We start from the raw sequence: 14923 nt of genomic DNA, 5'->3' as shown, positions 1-14923 counted from the left end.
GGCGCAAGGCCATGAACGAAGCATCATTTGCCTCTCTCAACCCAAGCCTGCTGGCCCGCAAGGGCGGCGCGAAGCCGGCCATGCGCCCGCAGCTCGCCCCGCTCAATCCGAACGGGCCCGACGTTGCATCCAACCTGGAAGACCTGGGCTGGAACGACATGGGCGAAGACGAGCACCACGATGGCAAAGTGGAATCGCACGGCCAGGTCCTGCACCTGACGCCGGAACCTGCCAACGAAGCCGCCGAAGCCGAATCGCGGGCCGCCGACAAGGCTGCACAAGAGGCACTCGCGGAGAAGAAACAGTCCGAAGTGCACCGTCAGCAGGCAGTGCTTGCTGAACGCGTTGCGAAACCTGCTCCGCAAAAACCAGTTTCCGAGGCTGCCCCGAAGGCCGTTGCGAAACGCCGATCCGCCCTGGCGCGCGGCAGGCGGGCAGCCTTCACGCTGCGGCTCGACGAAGAACGCCATCTCAAGCTGCGCCTGCTCAGCACCGTAAAGGGGCGAAGCGCACAGCAGATCGTCACTGAAGCGCTCGACAGCCTGCTCGAGAGCTCGCCCGATATCGATTCACTCGCCGCTCAAGTGCAGCGGCGCTGAAGACCACCTGCAAGGGGGAAAGACCAATGGCTCGCATCAACCGAAATGCCGCACTGGCCGTAACGACTGCCATCGGGCTGGTCGCGCTGGCCGGGTGCAGTGGACAAGGCGCTCCGCGTGCCGACCTGTCGGCCAGCAAGGCGCAGACCGCGCTACAGCGCGGCGAAAGCGGCAAGGCCGTCGCTAATGCCGAAGCCGCCGTTCTCGCCGAACCGCGCAACGCGGCCTATCGTGCCATGCTGGGCGCTGCCTACCTCGACGCCGGGCGCTTTGCTTCAGCGGCGACCAGCTTCGACGACGCGATGAAGCTGGGCGACCAGTCGGCCCGCACTGCGCTTGGTTATGCCCTCGCCGCCATCGGCAAGGGTGACAACCGCGCCGCTGTGGCCGTGCTTGACGACTGGCGCGACCAGATCCCCGCAGCCGATCTCGGCCTCGCTCTGGCCCTTGCCGGAGAAGCCGATCGCGGTGTGCATGTGCTGGGCAATGCCCTGCGCGCCGGTGAAAACACGCCGAAAATGCGCCAGAACCTGGCCTATGCCTATGCCCTGCAGGGCAACTGGCGTGCTGCTCGGCTCATGGCAGCTGAAGACGTGCCGGGCGACAAGATCGACCAGCGCATCAGCGAATGGGCTCAATCGGCCCAGCCGGAAGCGTTCCAGCAGCGTGTTGCCGGCCTGCTCAATGTTCCAGTCAGCGCTGATGCCGGCCAGCCGGCGCAGCTCGCACTGAACAACAACCCGGGCGTCGAACAGTTCGCAGCCGAAGCTGCAGCCAAGGCCTCGCTCTATGCCGCCAATGGCGAACTCCAGCCGTCTGAAGGCTTTATTGCGAGCGCTCCGACGCCGCGTGAATTGCCGCCGATCGATGGTGTTCCGGTTGGCGCACGCCAGCCCGACGCACCTCAGGTGGCTGTTGCCGCACCGGCTGTCCGTGCACCGGAGAGCTTCGAGGATGCCTTCAAGGCCAAGGCTCCGACCGGTGCCACCATCGCTCAGGTCGCATCGAACGCAGTCAAATTCGTTTCCAACCCGGTGGTTCAGTCCACCCCGACCCGCTCCGGTGCAGAACCGCGCCCTGCGCGCGTCGCTGCCCGCCAGGTCGAAACCAATGGCACGCACCTGATCCAGCTCGGCAGCTTCCGCTCCGAAGCCGGTGCACGCCGGGCCTGGGGCGTCTATGCCGCCCGCTATCCCGAACTGAGTGACTACCAGATGGTCATCACTGAAGCGAAGGTGCGCGGCAAGACCTACTTCCGCGTGTCCGCCGGTGGTTTCCAGGTCGCCTCCGCCACCAGCATGTGTGGCAAGGTCAAAGCCAAGGGCCAGGGCTGCATTGCCTGGGCCGATGGCCGCCCGCTGCCCGGTGCAGTCGACAAGGGATATCGCCTCGCTCGCCGCTAGGGTGCGCAGGAAAACTTTCTCCATCTAGCGAGCGAAAGCCCCTTCCGGCCACATCCCGGGAGGGGCTTTTTCTTTTGCCGTAGTTAAGGGCAATCAGGCGGAAATGTCGCCCTGATCGTCGAGCGCTTCCGGGGGAACTTCGCTCAAATTGGCGCAGATGTGTTCATAGACCGATTCGTGCAGCGGCTGCTCGAACTCGATGCCGTTGACCTGGTTGTCCCACCACCTCACGACAGCCGGGATCGGTCCAACGGTTCCGATCCGGATTGTCAGGGCTTTTCCCTTCTGCATGGTGCCGAACTTGTCGTAGAAGCGGCAACCTGTCTGTGAGAGGTCTGTGATCCAGACATCGCGCGGACGGCCCGAGCCGGTCCGGTAGCGGCCCTGGATGCCGATCCGCTTGCGGTCGGTCTGACGCTTGCTTGTGTTTTCTTCTTCCAAGGGACTAACCCTCATCTTTGTCATCATCGCCAGGAACGGGAATTACGACCACCACATTAACCCTGCATGCTGATGCATGATTAAGACTGGGTAACAGTCAAGCCGCCCTTCAGCAATGTCGTCACACGCCCTTGCATCGGTTGCCCGTCAAACGGCGTATTGCCGGCAGTTGCGGCCATCCGGCTGCTGGAGACGACCCAGGGCTTATCCGTATCGATCACGGCGATATCCGCTTCGAGGCCTTCTGCCACCTGCCCTGCGGGCACGCCCAAGAGCCTCGCTGGCAACAAGGCGAGGAGTTCAAAGGCGCGTTCGAGGGAAATGACTTCATCCCGCACCAGTGTCAGCGTTGTCGCCAGCAACGTCTCTGCTCCGGCCATGCCCGGTTCGGCATCGGCAAAAGGCAGCCTCTTGTCCTCTGCCCCGCGCGGATCATGTCCGCTGGCGATGACATCGATGGTCCCGTCACCGATCGCTTCGATCACCGCCAAACGGTCATGCTCCTCGCGGAGCGGCGGCGAGAGCCGGGCAAAGGTACGAAAATCACCCGTGGCAAGGTCGGACAGCATGAAATGCGCCGGCGTCACACCCGCCGTGACATTAACACCCCTGCCCTTTGCCGCCCGGACAAGATCCAGTGCCGCCCCGGTAGTGACCTGCCGCAGATGCAGCCTCGCCCCGGTCATCTCGGCCAGCGCGATATCACGAGCGACCGCGAGCGCTTCTGCCTCCGCCGGTGCACTCGGTAGGCCCAGCCGGGTTGCCATCTCACCGGCGGTCGCAACCGCATCCCCTGCGATGCCGCCATCTTCTGCATGAGTTACAACGACCAGGTCGAGCATGGCGGCATAGCGCAGCACCCGCAGCATGACTCCGCTATCGGCGATCCAGCGCCGCCCTGTGGCAATCCCGCGCGCACCTGCCCCACGCATGAGCGCGAATTCGGCGAGGTCGGTGCCATTGAGGCCGCTCGTCGCGGCAGCGAGAGGATGGACCCACAAGTCGGGCTTGCCGCTCTTGGCGATATAGGAAACCCGGCTTGGCAGGTCGAGCATGGGTGACTGGTCGGGCATCAGCGCGGCGCGGGTGATCCCAGCGAAATGAAACGCCGGCTTGTCGATGGCAAACACGCCCAGATCGACAATCCCGGGGGCAACCACCTGCCCCTTGGCATCGATCACTTCGGCATCATGCGGCGCGGCAAAGTCTCCAACCTGTTCAATCAGGCCACTCTTGCACAGCACGGATCCATCCCGGATCCCGTCCGGCGTAACAACCCGGCCATTGGCGATGACGAGGGAACGCTGCTGCTTCATGCCCACTGCCCCTTGCCTAGTTCGCCCTGCCAGCCGGCAATTCCGCGCCCACGCCGTGTCAGCACGTCGAGGCAGGCCATTCGCACTGCCACGCCCATCTCGACCTGGCGGGTGATGATCGAGCGGTCGAGCATGTCCGCGACATCGCTGTCGATCTCCACGCCGCGGTTCATCGGACCGGGGTGCATTACCAGCGCATCGGGCGCACAGCGCTCCAGCCGCTCCTTGGTCAGCCCGTAGAGATGATGGTACTCGCGCGCCGAGGGGATGAACTGGCCGCTCATCCGCTCGGTTTGCAGTCGCAGCATCATCGCCACGTCGCAGCCTTTCAGCGCCGCTTCGAAATCGTGGAATGGCTCAGCCCCCATCCGCTCGACCCCGACCGGCATCAAGGCAGGCGGCGCGCACACACGGACACTGGCACCCATCGCCTGCAGGCAAAGGATATTCGACCGAGCGACGCGGCTGTGCAGGATATCGCCGCAGATGGTGATAGTAAGGCCGGTAAAGTCATCTCCGCCTTCGCCGCGCTCTTCCAGCGCATGACGCAGCGCGAGCGCATCGAGCAGCGCTTGCGTCGGGTGCTCGTGCTGCCCGTCGCCGGCGTTGAGCACCGGGCAATCGACCTTGCTGTCGATCAGGTCCACCGCGCCGCTCGAGCCATGCCGGATGACAATGGCATCGGCGCGCATGGCATTGAGCGTGATCGCGGTATCGATCAGCGTTTCGCCCTTTTTCACGCTCGACTGCGCGGCATGCATGTTGACGACATCCGCCCCCAGCCGCTTGCCCGCGATCTCGAAGCTCAGCAGTGTGCGGGTGCTGTTCTCGAAGAAGGCATTGATGATCGTCAGCCCGCCCAACAGGTCGCAATGCTTGTCGCTCTGGCGGTTGAAATCGACCCACTGCTCGGCCTCGTCCAGCAAGTATAGGATCTCGTGGCGTTCGAGCTGGGCTATGCCGGTCAGGCTGCCATGCGGAAAGGCCTGCCCGCCCGCTGGATAGCGGCCGGTCGAAGCGGGGTTGCCGGTGTCTGTCATTAAAGCCGAGCCCTTAGTCGAGCTGTATGCTGCGCTCAAGCGGTTTGATGTAGCGGGCAGAGACGCAACTACCTATGTTGCCGGGGAAGCAATACGAGGTTCGAAAACTCCATGAGGTTCGCAAGCAAGGTCTGGAAACTGCTGGTCGGGATCAAGGACGGTCTCAGCCTGCTGTTCCTGCTGCTGTTTTTCTCTGCCCTGTTCGCAGTCCTGACCGCCCGGCCCAGCCCAGCACAGGTGCGCGATGGTGCGCTGCTGCTGGAACTGGACGGCGTGGTGGTCGAGGAAAAGAGCGTGATCGATCCGATCGAAGCGTTCCTCAGTGGCAGCGCCCCAATCCGCGAATACGATGTCCAGGAACTGGTCCGGGCGATTGATGCGGCAGCCGGCGACGATCGCATCAAGGCCGTCGTCCTCGATCTCTCGCGTTTCGTCGGCGGCGGGCAGGTGCATTTGCAGGACATAGGCGAAGCGCTCGATCGGGCAAAGGCGGCGGACAAGCCGGTGCTGACCTATGCGGTAGGATACGGCGACGACGGGCTGTTGCTGGCCGCCCATGCCAGCGAAGTATGGATCGACCCGCTCGGCGGCGCGATCATTGCCGGGCCGGGCGGCAACCGCCTTTACTATGGCGAGCTGCTTGACCGCTTCAACATCAACGCCCGTATCTACAAGGTCGGCACCTACAAGTCCGCGGTGGAGCCATTTGATCGCAACGGCATGTCGCCCGAAGCGCGGCAAAATGCCCAGGAGCTCTACGGCGCGCTGTGGGAAGAATGGCAGGCACAGGTCAAGAAAGCGCGCCCCAAGGCCGATGTCGACCTCGTCGCCAAGACCCCAGTCGAATGGGTTGAAGCGAGCAAGGGTGACCTTGCCAAGGCCGCACTTGCTGCCGGACTCGTCGACAAGCTGGGCAACAAGGTCCAGTTCGGCGAGCACGTGGCGAAGATCGTCGGCAAGGACGACTGGGATCTGACCCCGGGCAGCTTTGCCCACACCGAGCTTGGCCCGTGGCTGTCGGCCAATCGCCCGGACAGCCCTGGTTCCGCCATAGGGGTCATCACCATTGCCGGCGAGATCGTGGACGGCGAAGCCGGCCCGGGTATTGCCGGCGGTGACCGTATCGCTGAACTGCTCGACGAAGCCCTGAGCGAGGACTTCGCCGGGCTCGTCGTGCGGGTGGATTCGCCTGGTGGTTCAGTGCTCGCCAGTGAAGCCATTCGCGAGGCCATCCTGCGGCACAAGGCGAAGGATATCCCCATTGCCGTATCCATGGCGAATGTAGCTGCAAGCGGCGGCTATTGGGTTGCGACGCCAGGTGACAGGATTTTCGCGGAACCCGAAACCATTACCGGTTCAATCGGCATTTTCGCGGTGGTCCCGACCTTCGAAGGGATTACTGGCGAATATGGCATCAATTCGGACGGTGTGCAGACAACGCCTTTGTCCGGCCAGCCCGACCTCATCGGGGGCTTCACGCCGGAAGTCGATGCCATCCTCCAGAGCTCCATCGAGGATGGCTATGCCGATTTCCTTTCCCGCGTTTCAGCCGCGCGCAAGCTGCCGGTCGAGCGGGTCGACGAGATCGGCCAGGGCCGCGTGTGGGACGGCGGCACTGCGCGCCAGGTCGGGTTGATCGACCAGTATGGCGGCCTCGACGAAGCGCTCGAATGGGTTGCAGGCGAGGCCAAGCTCGATGACGGCGACTGGCATCCGGAATTTATTGGCGGCAGCGAACCTGCCTACGACAATCTGCTGCGTACATTGCTCTTCTCTGACGAGGGGGAAGCGGCTCGCGGTGGCGATCTGTTCGCAATGGTCGCTGCCCGGCAACAGGCCCTGATCGGCCAGGTCGAAGCGGATTTGACTCGCCTTGCTGGCGCGCGCGGAATGCAGGCCTATTGCCTCGCCTGCCCGGCCGAACCGAAGGCCCGCGCCGCCTCTGACGGCGACCGAGGTTGGTTGAACCGGCTGGCGCGGATTTTCGCCGACTAGGTGCTTGTCAGGCCCGCCCCGCTACAGTAGAGGCGCGCCCCTGCCCGGCGACAAGACCGATCGCCGCAAGACGGGCGGGCGCGTAGCTCAGCGGTAGAGCACACCCTTCACACGGGTGGGGTCACAGGTTCAATCCCTGTCGCGCCCACCATTTCCCTCCGCATCGGCAATGATCCATGCAGCATCTGCCGGGTCCTGGAACGGATGGAAGTGCGTCATGTCGGGACGGTAAAGATCGCGCCCTTGCGGCAGGGCCGATGCCAGATCGGGCCAGGTCGGTGACGACTTGAAGTCGTGGAAGTCGAGCCGCTTTGCGCGGACAACGGTAACCGGGAAATCGACTGAGCGTGCCGCCTCGACAATGCCGCCATTGCTCCGGCTGCTCATGTATACGCTGGCCTCCATCTCCGGTGTGCATGCCAGCTCGAACTCGCCATCGGCCTTCTCAAGCAATCCGTACTCGCAATAGTCGCGCAGCACGCGCGGGTCATAGAGCGCATAGGGATCGCGCGCGACAAAGCGTTCAAACATCTCTTGAGGCGAAGTAAAGTGGCGTTTGCGCTTCACTGTCGGGTGTGGCTCGCGGCTATCCCACGGCGTCGTCTCTGCAGCGTAGAATTCAGGCGATACTACCACTGGATCGAACAGCACCAGCTGCGCGAAGCTGTGTGGGCGATCAGCGGCAACCTGCAGCAGCGTGTGTGCACCCATGGAGTGGCCGATGCCCAACGCCAATTCAACACCTGCATGCTCGAGAAGCTCCGCCGTGTCGGCAGCGAAGACACGCCAATGATCGACCGGCCCGCCCGATGAGCGGCCATGGCCCCTCAGATCCAGCGACAACACGTGGCGATCGGGGAAATGCTCGATGACTGCATCCCAGACGCGGCCGTGAAATCCGGTCGCGTGGGCAAACAACAGCGATGGGGCTTTGCCTTTGGCCGCCGGAGTCCATTCCCACCAGGCCAGCTTGGTCCCGCAGCAATCGAAGGTGTGCAGGTTCGGATCGGTATCAGCCATGGCGATGCTCAATGCCATCCCTGCCTGTCCGTGCAAGTGACTCCTGCCGGTCACCCTTCATCCCACCGCTCCCTGCGCTTCATTTCCGCTTCGACGGCAAAGCTGCGCGGGGCTTGGTCCCATTCACCCTGTGCGAATATCACCAAGTCGCCTGGCGCGACATCGTCCGCAGCGTATCGGTCCCAGGCTTCGTGGATCATGTCAGGCGGACCGAATACGCGGGCGGCATTCCAGTAGCGGTCGCCGCGAAAGCCGACGAAGTGAACCAGCCGCGGCGTTTCAGATCGCCTTGCGCTTGGCCGGGGTGCCAAGGGGCCTCTCCATCGGGACATCGAACCGGTCGATATAGCTGCCCATCCGCTCGCGCACTTCGTTGGCGGTCAGGCCGAACATCTCCAGGCTGTAGCGATGTGGGTGGCGCTTCAATTCGCGGGATCGCTCGAGATAGTCCTCCATCCCGGCAACCGCCGGTTCGATATCGAGATCGAGGAAGCGATAGACCCGCTCCATCGTCCCGCGCCAGTCGTTCTCCATGTCCTCGTACTGGACATCGATCATCCGCTCTGACGCGATGTTCTCGCGCGCGGTCATCATGCGTTCGACCTGCAAATGCGTCTTGCGCAGCCATTCCTTCCCGATTGCGCCGGCATCGGCTTCATCGGAATAGATGATGGTCTGGTTCCACGCCAGCGAGGCGGCGCTGCCGACCAGTTGCTGCGGATCGCGGTGAGTGAAGATCAGCCGCGCATCGGGGAAGACCTTGAGCAGCGCGGGCAGGTCTAGCATGTGCTGCGGGGTCTTGAGGATCCACGGGCGCAGGGTCGAGGCTTGCTGGCTCCAGCCGACCAGCCGCAGCTGGTCCGCCATGTAGCGATAGGCCGGGGTCGCATCGACGCCCTCGCACCACCTGGCATAGCTCGGGACGTGCCACTGCGCCTCGTGCTTCATGCCATAGAAGCTGGCGCAGAGCAGGCCGAGTTCTTCCTCCGGCTCGAACGGGCCGGTCGGGTGGATCGAGAGCGTGCGCGGATTGACCAGCCGCGCCAGCCGCATCGCCCGCTGCGCCAGGATCGGGCGGAAGTCCGGCTTGTTGCCCGCGCGCACATCCTCGAAATCCTGCCGCGGCACCGGGCTGATGGTTTCGAAGCTGCGCAAATGGCTGAAGCGGCGGTCGGCGGCGAGCAAGCGGTGCAACCGGGTCGTGCCCGACCGCATCGGGCCGACAATCACCACCGGGCGCTTGAGCGAGCGATCGAGGATTTCGGGATGCCGGTCGAACCACCATTCGCTCAGCAGCCGGTGCATCAGCACATGCTCGAGATAGAACATGGCGGCCCAGTCGCCGCCCGGATTGAGGCGGGCTTCCTCGCGGATGGATTGCAACAGGACATCGAAGGGCTCGAGGAACCAGGGATCGCCGAAGTCGCTCAGGCCCATGTCCTCGACTGCGCGTTCGACCAGGATGTCGCGATCATAGACCGGCGGTTTGACCTGGCCCAGCGCCCGCCCGGCGCGGAACAGCTGGTTGAGCATGGCAACGAACGGCGCCCGCCGGGGCGGTGAAGTATTGCTCAAGTGATTGTGCCCCACTCGCTAGAATTGGCTTATGTGCAATGCACAGCGAGCAACCCGTTCTACTGTTTGAGAAAAAGCGCACAAGGGCGCGATCCGTTCCCTTCCCCATGTGATTGGGCCGATTGCGATCACTTCCCCACTGGCATTTGCGGCGGCAAATCGGCATAGGCGCGGCCATGCACGATATTCGCCAGATAAGGGACAATCCCGCAGCCTTCGACGCCGCCCTTGCCCGCCGGGGGCTGGAGCCGGTGAGCGCCGAGTTGATCGCGCTCGACGAGCAGCGCCGCGCCGTCACCACCCGCATGCAGGAAGCGCAGAGCCGCCGCAACGAGGCTTCCAAGGCGATCGGCCAGGCCATGGGCAAGAGCGACACCGACACCGCCGAAACGCTGAAGGCCGAAGTGGCTGAGCTGAAGCAGGTGCTCCCCGCGCTGGAGGAGGAAGACCGCGAACTCGGCGCGAAGCTGGAAGCGGCGCTGGCGATCATTCCCAACCTGCCCGCCAACGACGTCCCCGATGGCAAGGACGAGGAGGACAACCAGGAAGTCACCCGCTGGGGCGAGCAGCGCAACTTTGCCTTCGAACCGAAGGAACACGCCGATCTCGGCCCCGCGCTGGGGATGGATTTCGAAACCGGAGCGGCGCTCAGCGGCGCGCGGTTCACTTTCCTGCGCGGCGACATGGCGCGGCTGCACCGGGCGATTGCGCAATTCATGCTCGACACGCAGACGCGCGAGAACGGCTACACCGAGTGCAATCCGCCGGTGCTGGTCAATGACGATGCCATGTACGGGACCGACAAGCTGCCCAAGTTTGCCGAAGATAGTTTCCGCACCACCGATGGCCGCTGGCTGATCCCGACCTCCGAAGTCAGCCTCACCGCATCGGTCGCCGGCCAGATCATCCCCGACCTTGCCGAACCGATCCGCCTAACCGCGCATACGCTGTGCTTCCGCAGCGAAGCGGGTGCAGCGGGCAAGGACACGCGCGGTTTCATCCGCCAGCACCAATTCGAGAAGGTCGAGCTCGTCAGCATCTGCCGCCCGGAAGACAGCGAAGCCGAGCACGAGCGCATGACCGAGTGCGCGGAAGGCATCTTGCATGCGCTCGACCTGCCCTATCGCAAGGTGTTGCTATGCACAGGCGACATGGGCTTCGGCGCGCGCAAGACCTATGACCTCGAGGTCTGGCTGCCCGGCCAGGGGGCCTATCGAGAGATCAGCAGCTGTTCGAACACCGGCGATTTCCAGGCCCGCCGGATGAATGCGCGCTATCGCCCCGAGGGCGAGAAGAAGACGGCCTTCGTCCATACGCTCAACGGCTCGGGCCTCGCAGTCGGGCGCACGCTGGTGGCGGTGCTGGAGAACTACCAGCAGGAAAACGGCAGCGTGACGGTGCCCGAAGTGCTTGCACCCTATATGGGGGGTGTCACGAAGCTGGAACCAAGTAGCTAAACCCGTTCGCCCTGAGCCTGTCGAAGGGCAGCCGCCACGGTGCCGCAAGTCTGGTGGCTGGGCTTCGACAGGCTCAGCCCGAACGGAAGAAGGAAAGACCGAGAAACCCATGCGCATCCTCCTTACCAATGACGACGGCATCCACGCCCCGGGCTTCGAAGTGCTCGAAGCCATCGCGCGCGAGCTGTCCGACGATGTCTGGGTCTGCGCCCCGGCGGAGGAACAGTCGGGCGCCGGGCATTCACTCACGCTGCATCACCCGGTCCGCCTGCGCAAGCTGGGCGAGCGGCGCTATTCGGTCACCGGCACGCCGACCGACAGCGTCATGCTGGCGCTGCGGACTGTGCTGGAGGACAAGAAACCCGACCTGATCCTGTCCGGCGTCAATCGCGGTGCCAACCTCGCTGACGACATTACCTATTCCGGCACTGCCTCCGCTGCGATGGAAGGCGCGCTGGCAGGGATCCGCTCGATCGCGCTGAGCCAGGTGCTGGTGCGCGACAGCGAACACGAGCATTTCGATGCGGCGCGCAGCTTTGGCGCCAAGGTGGTCAGCAAGTTGCTTGACGCACCATTCGGCGATCGCACCTTCATCAATGTAAACTTTCCTCCCCTCCCGGCCGAAAAAGTGAAGGGAATCCGCGCTGTACGGCAAGGTTTCCACGATTATTCGCGCGGATCGGTGGTCGAGGGGCGTGACCCACGCGGGCTAACCTACTACTGGTTCGGGCTCTACGCGATCGAGCACACGCTCGATCACGGGACCGATCTGGAAGCCATCGACGAGGGATATGTGTCCGTGACGCCCCTGCAGCTCGACCTGACCCAGCATTCTCTGCTGTCCGCCATCGGCGAGCGGTTCGACTGATGTCGCGCGCGGCTCTCCTCGCCCTCGCCGCTCCGTTCCTGCTGGCTGCTTACAACCCCGCGACCGAGACCGAGCACACCGTCAAGGAAGGCGAGACGCTGTCCGGCATTGCCGAGCGCGCCGGCGTGCCGCTGGCCGTGATCGCTGCCGCCAATGGCATCCCGGAGCCCTATTCGGTGCAGGTCGGCGAAGTGCTCACGATTCCGCGCCAGCGCAACCACACCGTCAAGGAAGGCGAGACAGGTTTCAGCATCGCCATCCAGTATGGCGTCTCGTTCGAGAATATCGCGATTGCCAATGGGCTGGATGACAAGGGTACCGTCAAGGCGGGGCAGACGCTGATCATCCCCGCCGTGTTCGAGCCCAAGCGGGTCGCCCGCCGCTCGATCCCAGCCACGCCCTATTTCCGCCGCCCGCATGATGGCAAGGTGCTTTACGGCTTCACCAAGCGCCCCGATGGCGGCGGGCATGACGGGATCGATATCGACGTCAAGATCGGCGACATGGTGCGCGCGTCGGCCAGCGGCACGGTGGTGTTCGCCGACGAGGAGAAGACCCGCTTCGGCCGCCAGGTGCTGATCGACCACGGCAATGGCTGGCAGACTTCCTATGGCCACCTTGCCCGAATCACAGTGAAGAAGGGCGATGTCGTCAAGGCCGGTGAGCGCATCGGCCTCGCCGGAGATGCCGGCAAGGCGACCCGGCCGGAGCTCCATTTCGAAATCCGCCACGATGGCGAGGATGTTGATCCGGCAAGCAAATTGCCGCCCCGCGCCAAATAGGCTAGCGCCCTCTTCACGGAGAGGCGCACGCAAGCGAGCATGAGCAAGCAACTGGAAACGATCGGGGCCGGCAGGCGCAAGCGTTTGGCACGTGGGCCGCGTTTCAAGCCCTTGCGCCGGGCCGTAAGGATCCCTGTCTGGGGCGACCTCGGCATCCGCGTCGGCCTTGCCCTCGGACTTATCATGCTGGTCATCATGATCCACTGGTGGGATCGCGACGGGCTGGTCGACAATCTCGATGGGGAAGTGAGCTTCCTCGACGTGATCTATTTCACCATGATCTCCATCACCACCACCGGGTTCGGCGACATCGCCCCGATCAGCGATCGGGCACGGCTGGTCGAAGCGGTGATCGTGACCCCGGTCCGTTTCGCCGTGCTCTTCATCTTCGTCGGCACAGCCTATAATTTCATCATCAAACGCAGTTGGGAGAAGTGGCGCATGGCCCGCATCCAGGAACAGCTATCGGACCATGTCGTGGTGCTGGGCTTCGGCGTATCCGGCTCGGAAGCGGTCAGCGAATTGATCGAGCGCGGCACCGACCCGAGCAAGATCGTGGTCATCGACCCCAGTGAAGAGCGCGTGGGATCGGCAGAGCGGCTCGGCTGCAATGTAATGGCCGCCGATGCTACTCGCGATGATACGCTGGAGGCGGTCCGCATCCGCGAGGCATCCAACGTGCTGGTGTCTGCCGGGCGGGACGACACTTCGATACTCATCGTGCTGACAGTGCGCCACCTTGCGCCCAATGTCCCGATCAGCGTCGTCGTGCGTGCCGACGACAATGAATTCCTCGCCAAGCAGGCCGGTGCCGACAATGTCATCAACCCGGTTCGCTTCACAGGCCTATTGCTCGCTGGAAGCGCCAAGGGTGCCCACATCGCCGACTATATGGCCGACCTCGCCAGCGTCACCGGCAAGGTCCAGCTGGTGGAGCGCGAGGTAAAACCGGACGAAATCGGCAAGCCGCTGGCCGAAAGCTGCGGCAAGGGCATTGGCCTGAGAATCTATCGCGACGGCAAGCCGCATGGATACTGGGAAGAAGAATGCGCCGGCTTGCAGTCCGGCGACATCATCGTCGAAGTGATCCCTTCGAACAACGGCGACTGAAGCTCGCGCGAAGGCGCGTCATGTCGCTACTTTACGTCGATGCCGCGTCGACCGTTACCCCATTCATCGGCATCCGCGTCCCGGGCCAGCTGGTAGGCTTTCCACGAAGCCTGGTCCTGGCACACGGTGCGAACCTTGACCCGGCTGCCCAGCACCGGTTTGCGTACGCAGACCTGCTGGAGTGGGTGAGAGACCTCGACTCGCAGAGCAGCCGAGGAATCCTTCACGTAGATCTTCTTGAGCTCCGACAGATCGACATCTGAACGCTCAGGCGCGGGAGCCGGTGGCAAGTCCGACGGCGTCGAAACCTGGAGCGCAAGCGCAAGGGGTATGGCGAATTCAAGCATTGGGGGGGCCTCCTGGTTGATCGGAGCCTAACCGCTTCAGTTCATCAGCGCAAACACCCCGCCCATCGCTGCCATACCCACAATGAAATGTCCGGCATCAATAGCGAACAGTTTGCCGCTTTTGCGCTGGTACAAATAATTGATCCCGATCGCCGGGGTCATCACGAAAGCGCCGAAGCCGACCGAGATCATCATGATGGCCCGGTCGCTGGCACCGGTCATTGCAAACTGGTGCGCCAGTACCAGCGCGATCAGCAGTTCGAATGCCAGTGTTAGTCCGAAGATCAGCGGCATATTGCCACTCTGTACATCGTCATCGCTAAGACCGGCGGCAGCCTGCCATGCTTTTCCGAACAACACGCCGTACCAGATCGCTCCAACCACGAAGAATGCCACCCCGGCCAGCAGGATCGTCAGCAAGCTCATATCACCCATGGTGCTCCTCCTCCCATGTCAGCTTCACAGCCCCTTCCCGCCACTTGTCGGCAAGTTCACGCAATCCCGTGCGGACCCGCGCCAATGCTGCAGCCGACAGCTCAAGCGGCGGGACATGGCTGGCCTGCCAACCGGCCCTGGCCATCGCCGCGATTGCTCCGTCATCCGCGCTGCCGGACCAGCTTTCAGCTTCGAAACATTCGACCAGCCGTTCAGCCTGGATCAGCCCGATCAGCGCCGGGTCGGGCTCGGTGGCGCGCTTCGCGCTGGCATGGCCGCCGGCGATGGCCGCTAGCTGGATCGCCTCGGGATCCTCGCCCTGTGCCACCCGGCCCCAGAAGCCATCATCAATGCCAAACGCCTGCTCGACGAAGAAATGATAGGCGTCGTGTGGCAGCGGCCCCTTGCGCGAGATGACAAACACCGCAGTGCTGCCGTCGGCCCGCTCGACCGTGACATGCTCGGTCCGTTCCCTGAGGGCGATCTCGATCCGCATCGCTTGGTAGTAGCGCAATTCGCGAGACCGGTGTAGGGG

General features: G+C 63.7%; 16 protein-coding genes and 1 tRNA gene. 8 read left to right on the top strand and 9 right to left on the bottom strand.

The genetic code is table 11. The features are described 5' to 3' along the window. Window positions 1–11: 11 nt before the first annotated feature. Both QPW08_RS04360 and QPW08_RS04355 read left to right on the top strand, forming a co-directional pair. Window positions 12–599: a hypothetical protein gene (locus QPW08_RS04360; RefSeq protein WP_284124520.1), complete on the top strand. Its 588-nt coding sequence runs from the start codon at window positions 12–14 to the stop codon at window positions 597–599. Window positions 600–625: 26 nt separating this feature from the next. Next, window positions 626–2002, top strand: coding sequence for an SPOR domain-containing protein (locus QPW08_RS04355; RefSeq protein ID WP_284124519.1), 1377 nt, complete (start codon window positions 626–628; stop codon window positions 2000–2002). A gap of 93 nt (window positions 2003–2095) precedes the next feature. Here the strand turns inward: QPW08_RS04355 and QPW08_RS04350 are convergent, their stop codons facing one another. From QPW08_RS04350 to QPW08_RS04340, 3 genes are all read right to left on the bottom strand, one after another. After that, window positions 2096–2443 (bottom strand): PilZ domain-containing protein, encoded by a 348-nt coding sequence (locus QPW08_RS04350; protein ID WP_284124518.1) that lies wholly within the window; start codon window positions 2441–2443, stop codon window positions 2096–2098. A gap of 80 nt (window positions 2444–2523) precedes the next feature. Continuing rightward, window positions 2524–3759, bottom strand: coding sequence for a dihydroorotase (locus tag QPW08_RS04345; RefSeq protein WP_284124517.1), 1236 nt, complete (start codon window positions 3757–3759; stop codon window positions 2524–2526). Continuing rightward, window positions 3756–4799 (bottom strand): aspartate carbamoyltransferase catalytic subunit, encoded by a 1044-nt coding sequence (locus QPW08_RS04340; RefSeq protein ID WP_284124516.1) that lies wholly within the window; start codon window positions 4797–4799, stop codon window positions 3756–3758. Before QPW08_RS04340 ends, QPW08_RS04345 begins: the two co-directional genes overlap by 4 nt. A 111-nt stretch (window positions 4800–4910) precedes the next feature. Here QPW08_RS04340 and sppA point away from each other — a divergent pair, with 111 nt between their 5' ends. Both sppA and QPW08_RS04330 read left to right on the top strand, forming a co-directional pair. Next, window positions 4911–6794, top strand: a complete 1884-nt coding sequence (gene sppA / locus QPW08_RS04335; protein WP_284124515.1) for a signal peptide peptidase SppA — start codon at window positions 4911–4913, stop codon at window positions 6792–6794. A gap of 76 nt (window positions 6795–6870) precedes the next feature. After that, a tRNA-Val gene (locus tag QPW08_RS04330) sits at window positions 6871–6945 on the top strand. Here the strand turns inward: QPW08_RS04330 and QPW08_RS04325 are convergent. Genes QPW08_RS04325 through QPW08_RS04315 form a run of 3 tightly spaced genes read right to left on the bottom strand, consistent with a single transcriptional unit; the run spans window position 6924 to window position 9389 of the window. Then, window positions 6924–7814 (bottom strand): alpha/beta fold hydrolase, encoded by an 891-nt coding sequence (locus tag QPW08_RS04325; RefSeq protein ID WP_284124514.1) that lies wholly within the window; start codon window positions 7812–7814, stop codon window positions 6924–6926. The genes QPW08_RS04330 and QPW08_RS04325 overlap by 22 nt on opposite strands. 50 nt (window positions 7815–7864) lie before the next feature. Further along, window positions 7865–8125 carry a hypothetical protein gene (locus tag QPW08_RS04320; protein WP_284124513.1) on the bottom strand — a complete coding sequence of 87 codons (261 nt, stop codon included), beginning with the start codon at window positions 8123–8125 and terminating at the stop codon, window positions 7865–7867. Continuing rightward, window positions 8094–9389 carry a sulfotransferase family protein gene (locus tag QPW08_RS04315; protein ID WP_284124512.1) on the bottom strand — a complete coding sequence of 432 codons (1296 nt, stop codon included), beginning with the start codon at window positions 9387–9389 and terminating at the stop codon, window positions 8094–8096. The genes QPW08_RS04320 and QPW08_RS04315 overlap by 32 nt, the downstream gene beginning before the upstream one ends. A gap of 176 nt (window positions 9390–9565) precedes the next feature. Here QPW08_RS04315 and serS point away from each other — a divergent pair, with 176 nt between their 5' ends. From serS to QPW08_RS04295, 4 genes are all read left to right on the top strand, one after another. Continuing rightward, window positions 9566–10846 (top strand): serine--tRNA ligase, encoded by a 1281-nt coding sequence (gene serS / locus QPW08_RS04310; protein WP_284124511.1) that lies wholly within the window; start codon window positions 9566–9568, stop codon window positions 10844–10846. A gap of 109 nt (window positions 10847–10955) precedes the next feature. Continuing rightward, the gene (surE, locus tag QPW08_RS04305) at window positions 10956–11714 is read left to right on the top strand and encodes a 5'/3'-nucleotidase SurE (RefSeq protein WP_284124510.1); all 759 of its coding nucleotides are present in this window, start codon (window positions 10956–10958) and stop codon (window positions 11712–11714) included. Then, window positions 11714–12496: a M23 family metallopeptidase gene (locus QPW08_RS04300; protein WP_284124509.1), complete on the top strand. Its 783-nt coding sequence runs from the start codon at window positions 11714–11716 to the stop codon at window positions 12494–12496. Before surE ends, QPW08_RS04300 begins: the two co-directional genes overlap by 1 nt. 39 nt (window positions 12497–12535) lie before the next feature. After that, the gene (locus tag QPW08_RS04295; RefSeq protein ID WP_284124508.1) at window positions 12536–13606 is read left to right on the top strand and encodes a potassium channel family protein; all 1071 of its coding nucleotides are present in this window, start codon (window positions 12536–12538) and stop codon (window positions 13604–13606) included. Between the two features lie 26 nt (window positions 13607–13632). Here the strand turns inward: QPW08_RS04295 and QPW08_RS04290 are convergent, their stop codons facing one another. The 3 genes from QPW08_RS04290 to QPW08_RS04280 are packed head-to-tail and all read right to left on the bottom strand — an operon-like array spanning window position 13633 to window position 14884. Further along, the gene (locus QPW08_RS04290) at window positions 13633–13953 is read right to left on the bottom strand and encodes a hypothetical protein (RefSeq protein ID WP_284124507.1); all 321 of its coding nucleotides are present in this window, start codon (window positions 13951–13953) and stop codon (window positions 13633–13635) included. Window positions 13954–13989: 36 nt separating this feature from the next. Next, complete coding sequence (locus QPW08_RS04285) at window positions 13990–14388, bottom strand: DUF1761 domain-containing protein (protein ID WP_284124506.1); 399 nt, start codon at window positions 14386–14388, stop codon at window positions 13990–13992. After that, entirely contained in the window at window positions 14381–14884 is a 504-nt protein-coding gene (locus QPW08_RS04280; protein WP_284124505.1) for a hypothetical protein, read from the bottom strand. The genes QPW08_RS04285 and QPW08_RS04280 overlap by 8 nt, the downstream gene beginning before the upstream one ends. Window positions 14885–14923: the final 39 nt, after the last annotated feature.

Origin of the sequence: Parerythrobacter aestuarii, from assembly GCF_030140925.1 — a bacterium.
GTDB classification, from domain to species: Bacteria; Pseudomonadota; Alphaproteobacteria; order Sphingomonadales; family Sphingomonadaceae; genus Parerythrobacter; species Parerythrobacter aestuarii.
The sequence above is the reverse complement of the archived record's forward strand: the minus strand, read 5'-3'. Positions and strand labels throughout refer to the sequence as shown.

Excerpts from the sequence above, each read along its gene's own strand:
- QPW08_RS04300 (WP_284124509.1), top strand. The coding sequence starts at position 11,714 with ATGTCGCGCGCGGCTCTCCTCGCCCTCGCCGCTCCGTTCCTGCTGGCT.
- QPW08_RS04280 (WP_284124505.1), bottom strand. The coding sequence starts at position 14,884 with ATGCGGATCGAGATCGCCCTCAGGGAACGGACCGAGCATGTCACGGTC.
- QPW08_RS04345 (WP_284124517.1), bottom strand. The coding sequence starts at position 3,759 with ATGAAGCAGCAGCGTTCCCTCGTCATCGCCAATGGCCGGGTTGTTACG.
- sppA (WP_284124515.1), top strand. The coding sequence starts at position 4,911 with ATGAGGTTCGCAAGCAAGGTCTGGAAACTGCTGGTCGGGATCAAGGAC.
- serS (WP_284124511.1), top strand. The coding sequence starts at position 9,566 with ATGCACGATATTCGCCAGATAAGGGACAATCCCGCAGCCTTCGACGCC.
- QPW08_RS04325 (WP_284124514.1), bottom strand. The coding sequence starts at position 7,814 with ATGGCTGATACCGATCCGAACCTGCACACCTTCGATTGCTGCGGGACC.
- surE (WP_284124510.1), top strand. The coding sequence starts at position 10,956 with ATGCGCATCCTCCTTACCAATGACGACGGCATCCACGCCCCGGGCTTC.
- QPW08_RS04285 (WP_284124506.1), bottom strand. The coding sequence starts at position 14,388 with ATGGGTGATATGAGCTTGCTGACGATCCTGCTGGCCGGGGTGGCATTC.
- QPW08_RS04360 (WP_284124520.1), top strand. The coding sequence starts at position 12 with ATGAACGAAGCATCATTTGCCTCTCTCAACCCAAGCCTGCTGGCCCGC.
- QPW08_RS04355 (WP_284124519.1), top strand. The coding sequence starts at position 626 with ATGGCTCGCATCAACCGAAATGCCGCACTGGCCGTAACGACTGCCATC.
- QPW08_RS04290 (WP_284124507.1), bottom strand. The coding sequence starts at position 13,953 with ATGCTTGAATTCGCCATACCCCTTGCGCTTGCGCTCCAGGTTTCGACG.
- QPW08_RS04295 (WP_284124508.1), top strand. The coding sequence starts at position 12,536 with ATGAGCAAGCAACTGGAAACGATCGGGGCCGGCAGGCGCAAGCGTTTG.
- QPW08_RS04340 (WP_284124516.1), bottom strand. The coding sequence starts at position 4,799 with ATGACAGACACCGGCAACCCCGCTTCGACCGGCCGCTATCCAGCGGGC.